Source organism: Bacillus zhangzhouensis, from assembly GCF_000715205.1.
Classification (GTDB): domain Bacteria; phylum Bacillota; class Bacilli; order Bacillales; family Bacillaceae; genus Bacillus; species Bacillus zhangzhouensis.
On sequence record NZ_JOTP01000030.1, the window covers coordinates 21285 to 34090 of the forward strand.

Here is a 12806-nt window from a genome sequence, read left to right on the forward strand (position 1 = left end):
TTTATAACATTCCTTCATTCATCAGCATGAGGCAAAAGTTATAGAACCAATTAAAGGTAAAAAGGGCATGATGATAAAGATTTCTTTACATCTTAATACCTAACTTTGCTATAAACAAAGTGAATACTAAGGGTTGTTCATTCAATAGAAATAACGGACGCTCATTAACCCATTTATGATAAAATATAGTAAATTTTCTAAAAAGGGAGTCTTTACATTGCGCTCACTTCAACCATTTCACAAAATCCTAATAACACTATTCATCAGCTCCATTTTACTCAGCTTGTTCGTATGCTTATATCCACCAATTCAGGGTGAACCTGCGTTTCTAATGCTTTACATTCCCATCTTTTTTGTTTGTTATTTCGTCTTTGCGGTTCCTTTGCAGTTGTTGTTTTCTTTGAAGCCAAAGGTATTTCATCCTCTTTACTTAGCAGCTTATTTCCTTATTGCAACCATTGTGATGTTGTTTATTATTGATGGAATCAAGAGTCCGGTAGCCGTTCCTCTTATCATCGTGAGTAGTCTCATCTACTGGGTATGTGATTCTTTGTTTTATCAAAGAATGCATGAAAAAAACACCTAACGCGAAGGTGTTTTCAGCTGCTCTAGTATGTGTTCACAGTGATCCAAATACGCTTGGCTAATTAAGAAGTCTTTTGGTGCGGCGATCGCTGCTAATGTGATAAGGGTATTTGAGTGATGGATGCGAGGATTCAGCATCGAATGCTCTACGCCATCAATCGTTTGAACATGTAACCATTTTGGTGCTACTTCTTTCTCGTATATCCTTTTAGTTTCAGCGGAGTCTACGTTTCGGTCATTTTGTGCCAAAACCAAATAGATGGGTGATTGGATGTTCTTGATATCTGATGTGGCATCGGCCTTCATGTTCTTTTGAATGAATTCAAATCGATCTTTTGTCATGTCTTGATCGCCTGTTTTCTTTTGATACATGCGAAATGTTGCGCCTTCTAATAATAATGTGTTTTGTTCATCTTCTTTTTTGATCGTTTTTTGAATTTGTTCGTCTGATGCGTCCGCTTCTTTTAATGTTTGAAGCGTGTAGTATCTGCCCTGTCTCATCCAATTGACCGCAGGCCCGACAAGGATGGAGGCTGTGATATCTGTTCGAGCTGTCATCACTTTAGGGATCACCCAGCCTGCTTGGCTTGCTCCCCATAAAATGATTTGTTTTGAATAGAGGTCAGGCTCTTTTTTCGCCCATTCGATCACATGGTCTACTTCATTTGCGCGATCCTCCATGGATTGATTCAGCCAATTTCCATCTGATTGACCAACCCCAGGCTTATCCCATGATATAGATGCATATCCTTGCTTTGCGAAACGTTCCATTAAGGGTCTGTACCCTCCATCATATTGTGCATTTTGCGCACCATCCCCGTGTACAAAGAGCACAATTCCTTTGATCGGCTCCTTCTTAGGCGTTGTCACGATGCCTGATAATGTCCCATCCACTGTCTCGATGACCACTTCCTTTTCATTCATGTTAAAGTTGTTTTCATAAAACACAAACGTTACGATGAAAATGAGTGCCGCTGCAGCGAGTATCAACCAAACTCTTTTTTTCATCTGCTATTTCCCGCTTTCTGTTCAACTGTATAAACCATAGAATCTTGGTACGTGACAGAGACTGGTACATTTTCATATAAGATGATATATGAAGGTTGTTCGATCTCTTTTTCAACCGGTACTTCATGTAGGAAAGTATCGATTTCTTCGATGACCTTCTCTTCATGTTCAGCTAGAAAGCTTTTGACCGCATAAGAGCCCGCATCCAGCATCACATCATAATCTTGTTCATTCGATACGTAATAAGAAATCGTTGTTTCATCTTGAAGATGGATCACATAATACCTTTCATCAAAAAGAGACATATCCAGCTCCTTCTGGTGAACGATTTGTTTAAAGTCTAGCTCTGTTTCATCTTTCAGAAGATGATGTGGGATTTGTTTTAAATAACGAGTCGGTCGATCTTGTATCGTCGTGCGATTGAGCTGTAGATTATTTTGAATGGATAGCATATGTTCCAAACGCTGTTTCACTTGGACTAGTTCCTGCAATTGCTTCTCTACCTTATCCAGCATGTCTTGGTAGGACAGCGTGACATCTGATTTTTTCGAAAAGGTTTCATTTATATCTTTTAAAGAAAAGCCCGCTGTTTTTAAGAAAAGAATTTGATAAAGGGTGTAGATCTCTTTCTCATCAAATAATTGGTACCCATTTTGAGTGACCTTCGCAGGGCGTACCAGATCCTGATCTATATAGTGACGAAGGGTATATTTTGTGATGTTTAATAGCTTGCATACTTCTCCACTTGTTACATACGTCATTGAATTCCCTCCTTATGTATGCACTACTATAAACCATGTGGTTACCACACAGTCAATACATGCTTTTATCATGCCATAAAAAAATCACTGAGGAAAACTATCCTCAGTGATGTGGAATCTTCTTTATTTCATGCTTGTACCGGCGTGTGAAAAAATGGGGTCTTTCAATTCAAATTCAAACGTCTTCCCGTCAACGATACCAACTGTTTTTGAACTGTCGTAAAGCTCAAGCATACACGCTGCCATTTCTTTAGATGTATGATATCTCTTGATATTGCCTTCATATTCGAATTGGTCTACACCTAATGAATGTTGAGCAAATTCTGATTCTGTAGCAGCAGGCGCTAATACTTTTGCCTGTAATTTGGCTCCTTTTTCTTTCAATTCTAGAGCCAGCCCTTCTGTAAAGGCACTCACGTAAAATTTGGTCGCTGAATAGGTGACGGCATTGCCAACGACTGTATAGCCCGCTCTTGAGGAAATATTGATCAGCTGCGCTCCCTCTACTTGCTCATAATCACGAACAAATAAAGTGGATAAAATCGTTAATGCTTCAATATTCAGATGAAGCATGTCCCCAATTTTACGTAAATCCTGTTCTCCTATTGAACCGAAATGGCCAAAGCCTGCATTATTAATGAATGTGTCCAGCTCATAACCAGCTAATGACTCATAAAATGAGGACACGTCCTGTGCTTTTGTTAAATCGACAGACTGTACGACTACTTTTAGATGCGGGTATTGATCAAGAATGGTTTGCTTCAGTTCTTGGAGCTTATCGAGCCGACGTGCAGCTAAAATAAGATGTTTTCCTCGTGCTGCAAAAGCCAAAGCCGTCTCATATCCAATACCTGAACTTGCCCCTGTAATGACTGTATAGCCCATTTTATATCCCCCTATGATCGTCTTCTAACTGGTTAAATTATAACGACAGCGTTTCTCTCCAGTCAATTTTGAAGGGAATCAAAGGGTGAGATACTTGTCTTACTTCATTCAGTTGCTGCTTTTCAGTCGTTTCCTTTTGCATCATTTTGGAGAATGTCATGTTGAGATTTTTTTGTTAATTTGTGAAAAACCAATTGGTAGGAATGTTCTATTAACTCTTCTACAAATGAAGACGGAATGTCCGCATCAAGGTAAATGGAATTCCAATGAGTCTTATTCATATAATAGCCAGGAATAATTCCTTCATGCATTTCTCTTAGTTCTTCAGCACGATGAGGATCACATTTTAAAGTGATGACTGGCTTTCGGTTGACATCTCCCCCCATCATGGCGAACATCTTTCCACCTATATGATAACGATCTGCCTGCCACTCCGGCTGATAATCATGGGTTGCACCATTTAAAGAAAGACAAAATGCCTGTAGTTTCTCTTTTTCCATTGAATTAGCTCCTTTTTTAAGACATCGCCATTTCTTTATATTATATCGAAAACGGGGATAGATTTCTGATTCTTTTTACATCCATCTCTTTCTCAGGATTTCAGCAAAAGATCGATTGAAATAACAAAAACACAGGAGGGAGCGGGCCTGTGATTTGTCCTATATCAGAAAGGAAAGGCTACAACCTTCATTTCTTATTCAAACGCCTTTTTTAATTGATCACTCATGAGATGCCAAGCCTGTTCAGCAATGTCTAAATCCCCTGCATGCGTGAAGGCGTGAGGGACTCCTTTAAATTGCTGATACGTGACTTCTACCCCTGCTTCTTGTAACATGTCAGCATATTGTTTGGCTTCTTCAGCTAACGAATCCTTCTCAGCTGTGATGACAAGAGCCGGCGGCATTTGTGCTAAGGATGACCTATCTGCAAAGACCGGAGAAATGAGCGGATTGCGCGCATCTTCTTCTTGTACATACAATGCATTAAAGAGCTTCGCCATTTCAGCTGGAATCGCCTCTTCAAATGCTGGCTTTCGCTCTGGATCAGTGGCTAAATCAAGCGGTGGGTAATCAAGCACTTGATAGACAATCGGGAGTTTGTTCCCTTTTTGGATATTCAGCAGGCAAACAGCTGTTGCCAGGTTTCCTCCTGCACTATGTCCACCAATGGCTAATGTATTGGGATCTATTTGAAGCTCATCAGGATGTTCATACAGCCATTTCACGACATCATAGCATTCATGAAGAGCGGCCGGGAAAGGGTTTTCGGGTGCAAGCTGATACTCAACATTGACGACGATACATTGCGCTCGGTCTGCTATGACCGGACACCAGTGGTTATCCATTTCAGCACTGCCTAGAATAAATCCGCCGCCATGTAAATTCACAAAAACAGGAAGCGGCTGTTTCGCTGTGTTCACAGGTTTGAATACCCACACCTTTGTTTCGCCAGCACATGTTGGGATGTCATATTCCATTTTGTTCACTTCAGGAGGATGGACTGGTTTCAGCTCCGATTGACCCGGTAATGAACCTTCAGTTGGTTGACGTAAAGACGCAGCGATTTTGATTTGTTCTTCTAAGTTCATGATCTCAATCTCCTATCTTATTCAATTCTTCCTACTTCATTCGTTACCTTTTCTTTTTTTCCTTCAACTTGATCAGAGACAAATTTTATTCAGTTCACTTTTTATCTATCTCCCCATTTTCATCCTCTTTGAAACAAGTATACACCAAATAAAAAAAGCACTGCGGCGCTAAGTCCTCAGTGCTTTCCTATGTCCTTATGATACTTGTTGTTCTACCTTTACTCGTTTAATGAAGAAAGCGATGACTAAGCCTATGACGGTCATGATGACAGCAAAGACAAATGCATGTTGTACACCATTTGTAAAGGCTAGCAGCTGATTCACCGGATTTGCGGGATCAGCGACATTTTTCATAAAGCTGCGGGCACCTGATGAAAGGATAGAGATACCGACCGCAGTACCAATTGCTCCTGACACCTGCTGCAGGGTATTCATAATCGCTGTGCCATGCGGATATAGCTCTGGTGGAAGCTCATTTAATCCGTTTGTTTGTGCAGGCATCATGATCATAGCGATCCCTACCATTAACGTAATATGAAGGGTCACAATATATCCAATCGATGTATTCATACTTAAATTCGTGAAGCCAAACATCGTCGCTACGACAATGACAAGACCTGGGATCACAAGCCATTTCGGTCCAAACTTATCAAATAGACCACCCATAATTGGAGACAGCAACCCGTTAATAATTCCACCTGGTAACAGCATTAAACCTGCTGTAAATGTAGAAAGCGCCAATGACGTTTGCAGATATAATGGCAGGATCATCATAGCAGAAAGCATCACCATCATACACACTAAGATCAGAAGTAACCCAATGACAAACATCGGATATTTAAATGGGCTTAAATTCAGCATCGGCTCTTTCATATTCAGCTGTCTTAGGGAGAACACAAGAATACTCATCACACCTACAACAATCGCAACGATGACATGCATGCTGCTCCAGCCACCGCCTTCACCGGCACTACTAAAGCCATACACAATTCCACCGAAACCAATAGTTGAAAGCACAATCGATAGGATGTCGATTTTCGGTCTAGTTGGTTCCGTAATATTTTGCATAAAGATATAACCAAATACCAGTGCAACAATCAATAACGGAAGCGAAATCCAAAAAATCCAATGCCATGTCAACGATTTAAGAATAAGACCGGAAACCGTTGGACCGACTGCTGGTGCAAACATGATCACAAGGCCAATAATCCCCATGGATCTGCCTCGTTTATGGGGCGGAATGATCACCAATATCGTATTAAACATCAATGGAAGAAGCAATGCAGTTCCAACCGCCTGCACCACACGTGCAACCATTAAAATACTAAAGACTGGCGCAACCGCAGCAATGAATGTTCCGATGATTGAAAATATCAACGAAGTAATGAAAAGCTGTCTTGTTGTAAACCATTGTAGAATCAGTCCTGAAATCGGTACGAGAATACCAAGTGTTAATAAATATCCTGTTGTCAGCCACTGAGCAGTCGTCGCTTCAATTCCAAAGTCTAACGTTAAACTTCTCAGTGCCATGTTTAGTGCCGTTTCACTGAACAGACCAATAAATCCAGCTGTAATAAATGAGATAATAATGGGCAGCGTTCTAATATCAGAAGCTGCTGCTTGCTGTTTGTTCATATTAAGTTGGCTCCTTTTCTTTTTCAGTTTAGATGAACCATAAGAAGTCAGGCTGGTCAGAAATGAGCCACTTCAATGTCTATTGAAAGACGGATAAAACTTGTCTTTCTGCAGCAAATCGAGCAATTTCTTCAATTGAATAGCCAGATTCATGAATATAAAACATAAGTTCAGGCGTCATTGGAGAGGACATACATAATGCCGTCAGTTCAATATCCTCTATGTTCGTTTCCTCTTTTTCTTTCGCTTCCTTCAGCAAATCACGAATGATTTGTTTGAGCGATTGACTGTAATGACTATCATACACTTTACTTGTCTGCTCTAAATTTCCAGAAATCGTGAGCATCCGAATCCAGTCTAAATGGTGTCCGACAATGAGATGGATCTCCTCGAGAACATAACGTAAACGATCACGAACCGGTTGATCACTTATTTTGCTCAAGTAAAGATGCAAAGCAGGGATCAGTCGTTCAAACCTCTCTCCAAGTATAGAAAGACACAAATCACTTTTATTTGCATAGCGGCGGTAAAGTGTCCCTTGTCCAACACAAGCGGTTTTCGCAATTTTATGCATGCTGACGTTTTCTACGCCAAACTCTTGAAACAAGGAGAAAGCGACCTCTTCAATTTCCTTCCCAATATCCTTTTCCATGATGCCTCACCTTCTTTACCTTCATCCACATTGCACACATCTCTATATTTCAAATTAAGACTCTTTAGGTTGTTAGGACAATTGTCCCGGTATTATCTTACGGACAACTGTCCGCTTTGTCAATCATTATTTTTCACTCATGATCTTCTCTCTATTCTATTGAATGAAAATTGTTGTTTATCATTATTTAGACCGATTTTCCATTGTAAGAGAATCATGTATCATCAATAAAGAAAGCGCTTTCAAAAATGGAGAGGGGAATGCCTACATGTCTTACCGCGCGAAACGAATGTTGCTGCTTCTTGTCACTGGATTATTCATGAGCTTGTCCACATTTACTGCTGCTGCCTCAGCACAAACTGGTGGATCGTTTTATGAACCTTTTAACAACTATAATACAGGGTTATGGCAAAAAGCCGATGGGTACTCGAATGGAAATATGTTTAACTGTACATGGCGTGCAAATAATGTGTCCATGACGTCATTAGGTGAAATGCGTTTATCGCTCACAAGTCCCTCCTATAACAAGTTTGACTGCGGGGAAAACCGCTCCGTTCAAACATACGGCTACGGGCTTTATGAAGTCAGCATGAAACCAGCAAAAAATGTAGGGATCGTTTCTTCGTTCTTTACTTATACAGGTCCAACTGATGGTACGCCTTGGGATGAGATTGACATCGAATTTCTAGGAAAAGATACCACAAAGGTACAATTCAACTACTATACCAATGGTGTAGGAAATCATGAAAAAATCGTCAATCTTGGTTTTGATGCAGCAAATGCTTATCACACCTATGCATTCGACTGGCAGCCAAACTCAATTAAATGGTATGTCGATGGACAATTAAAACATACCGCCACCACTCAAATTCCTCAAACACCAGGAAAAATTATGATGAACTTGTGGAATGGTGCAGGTGTCGATGAATGGCTCGGCTCCTACAATGGCGTTACACCGCTCCACGCACATTATAACTGGGTGCGTTACACAAAAAAATAACCTCATCATAAAACCTGTGACAAGTCTCAGGTTTTATGATGAGGTGAATGGAATAAAGATGATACTGCCTTGTGACCCCCAAAACCTTCTGTCATTTAACCAGCTTTTTTTCATAACTGTGGATAATATCTTCATAACTTTCTATCTTGAAATCTAATCGTTTAATCGTCTCTTCCATTTCTTTATGTTTTTCTATGAGTCTTTCTCGTTCATTAACCAAAATGCTTTTCCGTGAAGATAATGTATGATCATCTCCCTCAATAAATAAAGCCGTATATTCTCTGAGCGCATCGATTGAGAGACCTGCATTTCTCATACATTTGATAAATTCAATCCATTGAATATCATCCTCCGTATAATCACGAATACCGTTCTCATCACGTCTGATTGGTCTGATTAAACCAATGTTCTCATAGTACCTGAGCGTCGCAGTGGACAATTCAAGCTGTTTTGCGGCTTGTGCTATTTTCATTGTTTTCACCCCTCAATTGAATATAAAGTCAATCTTTTCGATAGCGATCTCCCTTTCCTCATCATCTCCATTTTGCTTGAGAAAACAAGATACTTTTGGCTCAATTCTTATGAAGGATGAATTCGTTACACCGGAGCATTCCATCTTGACTTAGAGTTCACTTTAAGACGTACAGTATAGGGGAAGAAACGAATTTCACTTTTGAAAGGATGATCAAAATTGTGTCAGACGCACCAATCACACGTTTTAAGTGTTTCACATGCAAAAGCGAACTTTGAACGGACAACCATTGAACGAAGAGCCCTTCGTCCACATGATATTTTAATTGATATTCAATTTAGCGGGATATGTCATTCAGATATCCACAGTGCATTCGATGAATGGGGCGGCGGCATTTTCCCAATGGTTCCAGGTCATGAGATCACTGGGATCATTGAAGCTGTAGGTGATGCTGTCACGAGGTTTAAGATTGGAGATCGTGTAGGAGTCGGTTGTTTTGTAGATTCCTGCGGCTCATGTGAATATTGCCAGAATGGAGATGAGCAATATTGCATGAAAGGGGTCGTTCAAACCTATAATAACCTTGATTATGATGGAGAACCGACTTATGGCGGCTACAGTCAAAAGATTGTCGTGACAGAACGATTTGTCGTCAGCATTCCTGACCAACTATCTCTTGATGTGGCAAGTCCTCTTCTCTGTGCTGGAATCACAACATATTCGCCATTAAAGCACTGGAATGTAGGACCTGGCAAAAAGGTCGCAATTGTCGGGATGGGCGGACTAGGTCATGTGGCAATTCAATTCGCACGCGCACTTGGCGCTGAGGTGACTGTTTTAAGCCGCTCTTTGAATAAAAAAGAAGAGGCACTGTCGTTTGGCGCAAAGGACTATTTTGCCACAAGTGATCCCGATACATTTAAAACACTAGCCGGTCAATATGATGTTATTCTGAATACAGTCTCTGCCAATATCAACGTTGACGCCTATTTGTCCTTACTTCGTGTGGATGGAACCTTGGTGAACGTCGGTGCACCACCTAAGCCAGATCAATTCCACGTCTTTTCATTAATCACTGGCCGTCGCAGCATTGCCGGATCACTCGTTGGCGGCATTCAGGAGACTCAAGAAATGCTTGATTTCGCAGCTGCTCACAACATCGCGCCACAAATCGAAGTGATCAACGCAAACCAAGTCGATGAAGCCTACGAACGCGTACTCAAAAGTGATGTCCGCTACCGCTTTGTCATTGATATTTCAACCTTATGATCAAATTCATTTTAAAAGACTAGCCTCATTGGCTAGTCTTTTGATGTTTCAACCATTAATCACGATGTCCTCATGACAAAGCTATTGACATGTGATGAAATGGAAGATGGATAAATGAAATGTTAGAGATGAAGATGCGATATCCTGTTTAAACGTTTATTGATTATCTCCGTTTTCGTGATGTTACGGTTTGCTTTTCATACGAGATACAAAAAAGAAGTCGTGTCAAACGGACTTATATCAAAAACGTAGTGATGGGTTTAAGCTGTATCTGTTATCTGATCATGGTCACGTTAAAAAGCCACACATAAGAAGTGGCGAAATAAATAAATAATTCTCTCAAAATCCAACCCAAAAATGTTGACATGAAATAAATAATCGTGTTATTATTAAAAATTTGATTATTTTGTCTCGATTTGTGGTACCCTTATAGTAGGTACTTAATATGGAGGTGGATGATATGTTTCAAATTGGTGATAACATTGTGTATCCAATGCATGGAGCAGGTATAATTGAAGCCATAGAAGAAAAGGAATTCTCTGATGAAAAACAACAGTATTATGTCATTAAGATGTCCGTTAGCCATATGAAAGTGATGATTCCAACGAGGAAAATGTCTGGTTCAAGTATAAGACCGGTTACAGATATACTTGCTTTAAAGAACATTATACACATTTTTCAGAATGGTACATCCGATAAATTATTGCCGTGGAAAGAAAGATATAAAATCAACACGAACAAAATAAAAACGGGCGACATACAAGAAGGCGTTGAAGTTGTACGTGACCTCATGCGAATGAAAAAAGAAAAAAAACTGAATGCAAGCGAAAAGAAAATGCTCGACGATGCTTATGGGTATTTGCTTAGTGAGCTTGAAGTCATCGAAGGAATTACTGAAAAACAAATAAACAGTTTCTGTTAAGATTCTCTACCTTCTTCCCCTTTTTCAAATACATTTTCTCTACGAACAAATCCCCTCTCTTTGAACTCAGTAAAGAAAAAGAAATTATTTAGGCAAATTCCGCATTTTGTCAATCTATTATGCTATACTGTTGATAAACCTTTGAAGCATGAATTTTTTTACGATTACCTTGTAACATCTCCCTACTTGCACGCTGAGTAGGGTTTTTTATTGAAGAAATAAGAGAAAGCATAAAAAAACAGGCCCTCTAGAGAGGACCTGTTTTTAGAAAATGAAGATTAAGCTTTTTGAACGTTAGCAGCTTGAGCTCCACGAGAACCTTGCTCAACGTCAAATGTTACTTTTTGACCTTCGTCTAGGGATTTGAATCCGTCACCTTGGATAGCAGAGAAATGTACGAATACATCGTCTCCTTCTTCACGTTCGATAAATCCAAAACCTTTTTCTGCGTTAAACCATTTTACTGTACCTTGTTCCATGTTTGTTGCCTCCTAGTGCGTTATCACACAATGTATTATACTATCCTTGCCCAAAGTATCCTCAAGACGAAAAATCAATCTTCATACTATCCTTTACGCGGAACAAAAATAATTAATCTTATTATAGCATGAAGCGGAAATAATTGCAATTTAGGATTTAAAAGTCCATGATTTTGTTCTTCTCTCCCCTCACAAATATAGTTAAGAAGAAAAGGATTAACAGCAATCTGATTTATCATGATTAAATTTTACTTATTAAAGGTGCTATATCAGCAACAGTATTCTTATTAAGAAAAGAAGGCATTAGGGTTTTAACTGTCAGTTGGCATGTGGGTTTAAGCATGATTCAACGTGGTGTTACTCCTAAACAAGTCTTTGATGCAGTGAAATACGGTAAAAAATATTATGTTCCAAAGTATAAATCTACAGTATATCATCATAAGGGTGTAGCTGTAGCTAAACAGGGCGATACTTTGACTACAACATATAAAAGTGGAGTTAAAAAGAGGTGGAAATAATGAAGAAAATGAAGAATAGGATAACTTTTGATAAAACAGCTAACTTTGGATATATATATGTCTTTAATAAAAAATATAAATATCAAATTAAGGAAACAGAAGAGTTAGAAGCTAATGAGTTAATAGCTTTAGATATTGATAGAGAAAATAAGATAGTCGGTTTAGAAGTTTTTGGGGAAGAAGCTATTTATATTAAAAATAATGAAATTTCTCAAATGTATAAACAAATAGATGGTTCATATTATTTTTTATTGGTTGATAAACCTGTAAAAAGCTCATCCATATTTTTAGGAATTGAATTCCTTTTTGAGAATGAAGATTACACTAACTTTATCGGTTATAAAATTTTAGATAATGAAAAATATAAAAAAGAGCACTTGAATTAAACTAGCTATTGTAGCCTGATGTATTTATATTTAAAACACTCACCTAATCAGTGAGTGTTTTTGAACTATATTTACTTTATTTGAAATAAAAATACAACAAAAAACCCACTTATATAAAATAGGTGGACAGAATTCATTTAGAAGTTGTAAAAAATAAAAAAACCAAAGGTCTACAACCCTTGGTATCATTGATGCGGCCGAGAGGACTTGAACCTCCACGGGTTATTCACCCACTAGGCCCTCAACCTAGCGCGTCTGCCATTCCGCCACGACCGCGTGTATGATGTGCTCATATATCAATAAGTGCACTGTTTGAAAAAACAATGCGGGTGAAGGGACTTGAACCCCCACGTCATAAAGACACTAGATCCTAAGTCTAGCGCATCTGCCAATTCCGCCACACCCGCTTGACAATGGTGAGCCATGAAGGACTCGAACCTTCGACCCTCTGATTAAAAGTCAGATGCTCTACCGACTGAGCTAATGGCTCATCTGCTATGCAGAAAAACATATATAAAAATGGCTGGGCTAGCTGGATTCGAACCAACGCATGACGGAGTCAAAGTCCGTTGCCTTACCGCTTGGCTATAGCCCAACGAATCAATCAATTAAACAAAACATGACCCGTACGGGATTCGAACCCGTG

General features: G+C 39.3%; 14 protein-coding genes and 4 tRNA genes. 5 read left to right on the forward strand and 13 right to left on the reverse strand.

The window, feature by feature from the left end; genetic code table 11:
* Positions 1-582 precede the first annotated feature (582 nt).
* The 7 genes from BA70_RS16610 to BA70_RS16640 all read right to left on the reverse strand — a co-directional run bounded on the left by BA70_RS16610 (position 583) and on the right by BA70_RS16640 (position 7114).
* Positions 583-1593 (reverse strand): alpha/beta hydrolase family protein, encoded by a 1011-nt coding sequence (locus BA70_RS16610; protein WP_034324587.1) that lies wholly within the window; start codon positions 1591-1593, stop codon positions 583-585.
* Positions 1590-2354, reverse strand: a complete 765-nt coding sequence (locus tag BA70_RS16615; protein ID WP_034324588.1) for a MerR family transcriptional regulator — start codon at positions 2352-2354, stop codon at positions 1590-1592. The genes BA70_RS16610 and BA70_RS16615 overlap by 4 nt, the downstream gene beginning before the upstream one ends.
* Positions 2355-2477: 123 nt before the next feature.
* Complete coding sequence (locus BA70_RS16620) at positions 2478-3239, reverse strand: SDR family NAD(P)-dependent oxidoreductase (RefSeq protein ID WP_034324591.1); 762 nt, start codon at positions 3237-3239, stop codon at positions 2478-2480.
* A gap of 122 nt (positions 3240-3361) precedes the next feature.
* Positions 3362-3739 carry an MmcQ/YjbR family DNA-binding protein gene (locus tag BA70_RS16625; RefSeq protein WP_034324593.1) on the reverse strand — a complete coding sequence of 126 codons (378 nt, stop codon included), beginning with the start codon at positions 3737-3739 and terminating at the stop codon, positions 3362-3364.
* Between the two features lie 194 nt (positions 3740-3933).
* Positions 3934-4827: an alpha/beta hydrolase gene (locus BA70_RS16630; protein WP_034324595.1), complete on the reverse strand. Its 894-nt coding sequence runs from the start codon at positions 4825-4827 to the stop codon at positions 3934-3936.
* Positions 4828-5022: 195 nt separating this feature from the next.
* Entirely contained in the window at positions 5023-6462 is a 1440-nt protein-coding gene (locus BA70_RS16635) for a DHA2 family efflux MFS transporter permease subunit (protein ID WP_034324598.1), read from the reverse strand.
* Positions 6463-6541: 79 nt separating this feature from the next.
* Positions 6542-7114, reverse strand: coding sequence for a TetR/AcrR family transcriptional regulator (locus BA70_RS16640; protein ID WP_034324600.1), 573 nt, complete (start codon positions 7112-7114; stop codon positions 6542-6544).
* Positions 7115-7382: 268 nt separating this feature from the next.
* On the opposite strand from BA70_RS16640, the gene bglS reads away from it, so the two are divergent.
* A complete protein-coding gene (gene bglS / locus BA70_RS16645; protein ID WP_034324602.1) occupies positions 7383-8114 on the forward strand; it encodes a beta-glucanase in 732 nt (243 codons plus the stop codon).
* 91 nt (positions 8115-8205) lie between these two features.
* Here bglS and BA70_RS16650 read toward each other — a convergent pair whose 3' ends face one another.
* Complete coding sequence (locus tag BA70_RS16650; RefSeq protein ID WP_034324604.1) at positions 8206-8586, reverse strand: MerR family transcriptional regulator; 381 nt, start codon at positions 8584-8586, stop codon at positions 8206-8208.
* Positions 8587-8805: 219 nt separating this feature from the next.
* Between BA70_RS16650 and BA70_RS16655 the strand changes: the two genes are divergently transcribed.
* Positions 8806-9855: an NAD(P)-dependent alcohol dehydrogenase gene (locus tag BA70_RS16655; RefSeq protein ID WP_034324606.1), complete on the forward strand. Its 1050-nt coding sequence runs from the start codon at positions 8806-8808 to the stop codon at positions 9853-9855.
* A 460-nt stretch (positions 9856-10315) separates the two neighbouring features.
* Positions 10316-10777, forward strand: a complete 462-nt coding sequence (locus BA70_RS16660; protein ID WP_105928516.1) for a CarD family transcriptional regulator — start codon at positions 10316-10318, stop codon at positions 10775-10777.
* Positions 10778-11055: 278 nt separating this feature from the next.
* On the opposite strand, the gene BA70_RS16665 is transcribed toward BA70_RS16660, so the two are convergent.
* Positions 11056-11256, reverse strand: coding sequence for a cold-shock protein (locus BA70_RS16665; protein ID WP_034324611.1), 201 nt, complete (start codon positions 11254-11256; stop codon positions 11056-11058).
* 341 nt (positions 11257-11597) lie between these two features.
* Between BA70_RS16665 and BA70_RS20195 the strand changes: the two genes are divergently transcribed.
* Together BA70_RS20195 and BA70_RS16675 are read left to right on the forward strand one after the other, a co-directional pair.
* Entirely contained in the window at positions 11598-11774 is a 177-nt protein-coding gene (locus tag BA70_RS20195; RefSeq protein ID WP_160171276.1) for a hypothetical protein, read from the forward strand.
* Complete coding sequence (locus BA70_RS16675; RefSeq protein ID WP_051691181.1) at positions 11774-12160, forward strand: DUF2283 domain-containing protein; 387 nt, start codon at positions 11774-11776, stop codon at positions 12158-12160. The genes BA70_RS20195 and BA70_RS16675 overlap by 1 nt, the downstream gene beginning before the upstream one ends.
* Before the next feature lie 192 nt (positions 12161-12352).
* Here the strand turns inward: BA70_RS16675 and BA70_RS16680 are convergent.
* From BA70_RS16680 to BA70_RS16695, 4 genes are all read right to left on the reverse strand, one after another.
* Positions 12353-12436, reverse strand: a tRNA-Leu gene (locus BA70_RS16680).
* 48 nt (positions 12437-12484) lie between these two features.
* Positions 12485-12567, reverse strand: a tRNA-Leu gene (locus BA70_RS16685).
* A gap of 7 nt (positions 12568-12574) precedes the next feature.
* Positions 12575-12650 (reverse strand) — tRNA-Lys (locus BA70_RS16690).
* A gap of 30 nt (positions 12651-12680) precedes the next feature.
* Positions 12681-12755 (reverse strand) — tRNA-Gln (locus BA70_RS16695).
* Between the last annotated feature and the right edge of the window lie 51 nt (positions 12756-12806).

Coding starts and splice junctions, on each gene's coding strand:
- BA70_RS16635 (WP_034324598.1), bottom strand. CDS start 6,462: ATGAACAAACAGCAAGCAGCAGCTTCTGATATTAGAACGCTGCCCATT.
- BA70_RS16650 (WP_034324604.1), bottom strand. CDS start 8,586: ATGAAAATAGCACAAGCCGCAAAACAGCTTGAATTGTCCACTGCGACG.
- BA70_RS16675 (WP_051691181.1), top strand. CDS start 11,774: ATGAAGAAAATGAAGAATAGGATAACTTTTGATAAAACAGCTAACTTT.
- BA70_RS16615 (WP_034324588.1), bottom strand. CDS start 2,354: ATGACGTATGTAACAAGTGGAGAAGTATGCAAGCTATTAAACATCACA.
- BA70_RS16660 (WP_105928516.1), top strand. CDS start 10,316: ATGTTTCAAATTGGTGATAACATTGTGTATCCAATGCATGGAGCAGGT.
- bglS (WP_034324602.1), top strand. CDS start 7,383: ATGTCTTACCGCGCGAAACGAATGTTGCTGCTTCTTGTCACTGGATTA.
- BA70_RS16610 (WP_034324587.1), bottom strand. CDS start 1,593: ATGAAAAAAAGAGTTTGGTTGATACTCGCTGCAGCGGCACTCATTTTC.
- BA70_RS16625 (WP_034324593.1), bottom strand. CDS start 3,739: ATGGAAAAAGAGAAACTACAGGCATTTTGTCTTTCTTTAAATGGTGCA.
- BA70_RS16630 (WP_034324595.1), bottom strand. CDS start 4,827: ATGAACTTAGAAGAACAAATCAAAATCGCTGCGTCTTTACGTCAACCA.
- BA70_RS16640 (WP_034324600.1), bottom strand. CDS start 7,114: ATGGAAAAGGATATTGGGAAGGAAATTGAAGAGGTCGCTTTCTCCTTG.
- BA70_RS16665 (WP_034324611.1), bottom strand. CDS start 11,256: ATGGAACAAGGTACAGTAAAATGGTTTAACGCAGAAAAAGGTTTTGGA.
- BA70_RS16620 (WP_034324591.1), bottom strand. CDS start 3,239: ATGGGCTATACAGTCATTACAGGGGCAAGTTCAGGTATTGGATATGAG.
- BA70_RS20195 (WP_160171276.1), top strand. CDS start 11,598: ATGATTCAACGTGGTGTTACTCCTAAACAAGTCTTTGATGCAGTGAAA.